The organism is Desulfobacterium sp. N47, from assembly GCF_051233685.1.
GTDB lineage: Bacteria > Desulfobacterota > Desulfobacteria > Desulfobacterales > RPRI01 > RPRI01.
Window position 1 is genome coordinate 1 of sequence record NZ_JBAMMY010000038.1, and the last position, 2,482, is coordinate 2,482.

General features: G+C 39.8%; 4 protein-coding genes and 1 pseudogene. All 5 read right to left on the bottom strand.

The genetic code is table 11. The features are described 5' to 3' along the window. Positions 1 to 202: 202 nt before the first annotated feature. On the bottom strand, positions 203 to 733 hold the full coding sequence (locus VXK47_RS02340) for a Slp family lipoprotein (RefSeq protein WP_435547166.1): 531 nt from the start codon (positions 731 to 733) through the stop codon (positions 203 to 205). 49 nt (positions 734 to 782) lie between these two features. Then, entirely contained in the window at positions 783 to 1,289 is a 507-nt protein-coding gene (locus VXK47_RS02345; RefSeq protein ID WP_435547167.1) for a Slp family lipoprotein, read from the bottom strand. A gap of 286 nt (positions 1,290 to 1,575) precedes the next feature. Then, positions 1,576 to 1,863: a helix-turn-helix transcriptional regulator gene (locus VXK47_RS02350; protein ID WP_435547168.1), complete on the bottom strand. Its 288-nt coding sequence runs from the start codon at positions 1,861 to 1,863 to the stop codon at positions 1,576 to 1,578. An 11-nt stretch (positions 1,864 to 1,874) separates the two neighbouring features. Further along, positions 1,875 to 2,057, bottom strand: coding sequence for a type II toxin-antitoxin system RelE/ParE family toxin (locus VXK47_RS02355; RefSeq protein ID WP_435547169.1), 183 nt, complete (start codon positions 2,055 to 2,057; stop codon positions 1,875 to 1,877). A gap of 157 nt (positions 2,058 to 2,214) precedes the next feature. Beyond that, a pseudogene (locus VXK47_RS02360) lies at positions 2,215 to 2,482 on the bottom strand (IS4 family transposase); the annotation flags it as partial.

Below are 2,482 nucleotides of genomic sequence, written 5' to 3' on the forward strand. Positions count from 1 at the left end.
TCTGACCTGATGGCTTCCAATGCAACCTTTGCTTTAAAATTCCCTGGATATTGCTTTCTCATTCTGTCTCCTTTATAATGGAGTCAATATCACAGAAAAAGCAGCTTAACCATCAGTTCAAATTTCGGGGTCCATTATAGACTTATTAAAAATACTCATCATTATGTGCTCCTGCCGAATCAAATGATGAGTCTTGAGGCAATTAGCGCCTGCGATGGTAAGGATGATACCAGCGGAAAGGATACGGTTCCCAGTACCATGGATCATAATAAAATGGATCATGGTAGAATGGTTGATATTCGAGTTTTTCCCAGAGAATCAGTTTGGTGGCTTCCACCACCGGATATATGTATCGAATTTCTCCAAGCGGGAAATCTTCTTTTCCACTGATCTTCCCTACTACGGTTATTTTACGGTCCTTCGCGTAAATCTCAGGGTCAAGAAAACCGGCCTGCTTTACAATGAACCGGCCTTCTGACCAATCAATGCTTTTTGGTCTGTCTTCGTAATCCAAAGTGGTCTGCATAACTATAATAAGTGTTTCACCGGGCTTATTTATCGTTTCAATGATTGCTCCTCCCCAAAGAACTGTTGTCCCTTTATATTGATCTGCGTTCTTAAGGACCTCTTTGAGCGTCAGATCCTGATCAACCTGTTTCAAGTATTCTTTAGATAATGGGGAACAGGAAACAAAAGCGATAATAGCCAACATGATGACAAGACAGCTTTTCATGTTTATCTCATTAAACCTTCTGCTTTATTTGTATAATATCAGTATAAGCCTATCGGTTAATTCCCAGACCAAACCCCAAATTGAACCTGGGTTCATTATTGTAATTTTCCGGTCTGATAAGGGTATGTTCCCGCACAGCAAGAACAGGATAGGTATACTGAATTTCTTTTATCGGAAGGACTTCTTTCCCCACAACCTCCCCGGTAACTGTAATCAGCCGATATGGGGCATAAATGGCAGGATCCATAAAACCCTTAAAAACTATGATGAAGCGACCATAGGAAACATCTTTATTCTCAGGTTTGTACTGATTATCCAGAGGCTGCTGAAGCACTTCCACCCAGGTTTCATCTTTCTTCGCTGTGGTGGTTATGATTCTCCCCCCAAATATGACCACCTTGCCCATGTATGCATCGGGATTCTTCTGAAGATCTTGAAAGGATATGGACAGGTTCGCTTCACGCAAAGATTTGTCTGACAGAACCGGTGCGCAGGCACTGAAAATAAACGCTGACACTATTACTAATAAAAATAATATTTTGATATGTGTTTTCATTTTTTTATATACTGAGAATAAATCAAGGTTTCCTTGCATAAATATTATGTTTTTAATTATAGATGATGACCTCCTGATAATCAATATGAAATTGTTTCATCCGTTTCTTGCAAGATTTTGGTTATAAAAAATGTTGATATTTATGGACTTAACTTTCACCTACAAACAAATACTACCTGGTTCTTTGAAAAATGTTTATTACTGATAGAAAGAGAGTAACACAAGGGTAAGCAATGGCGCTGTTTACCATCCGTCCTGACCCGCTGATTATCCAACAGAATTGAAATCATGCAGCTTTAATTCGTTTTAAGTTCCCAATATCGACAGATTGTTTTGTATTCCATAGATCGTATTGAAGCTGGAGGCGGAGCCACCCTTCTGGCGTACGTCCAAACACTTTAGATAACCTTAATGCCATTTCAGGGCTAATACCAGCCCTCCCGTTTAAAATTGCTGAAAATGTTTTTCTTGTAACACCAAGAGCTTTGGCAGCTTCAGTCACATTGATATGAAGAGGTTCAACACAAAACTCTCTTATTATTTCGCCGGGGTGCGGCGGATTATACATGGACATTTTTTACCTCTCTAATGATAATCTTCATAATTGACATCCAAGACATCACCATTTTGTATCTTGAAAGTAATACGCCGGTTTCCGCTGATTTTTACCGCCCAATCACCTTTACGATTGCCTTTGAGTGGGTGCAATTCAAGACCCGGCAAATTCATATCTTCTATAGTTTCTGAGGTTTCAAGGAGGGCAAGAATCTTTAGATGTAACTAGGTACGTTTCGGGTATCAAGAGAAATTTTTCGACATAGAAAAGATAGCGGGAACATTTGCGGCTTGGTCGCGGCATGCTTTATAGAATCATAAAGCATAGTTGACAAGCCAGAGCAGGAAGTTAAAAAGTTAAGGACGTCACCTAAATTCCCTCCTTATATTTCCGGCTCTCTGTATTTTTCTCAACAAGCGGCTCAACTGAATTTGCAATCATCATCGTCAGGTTCTTTGAAAATACTTTGGCATGGAAATCCTGGTAAACGGATCTTACCGTCTTGCCGGAAAAGTTTTCCACCTGGATGCGGCATTTCATGATCTTATAATCTTCTTCAACCGGCCAACGCAAATGGTATAATTCCGCAAATACATCATACGCAAATTTCTCTTGGTCAAGCAGAGAAGTCGCCAGT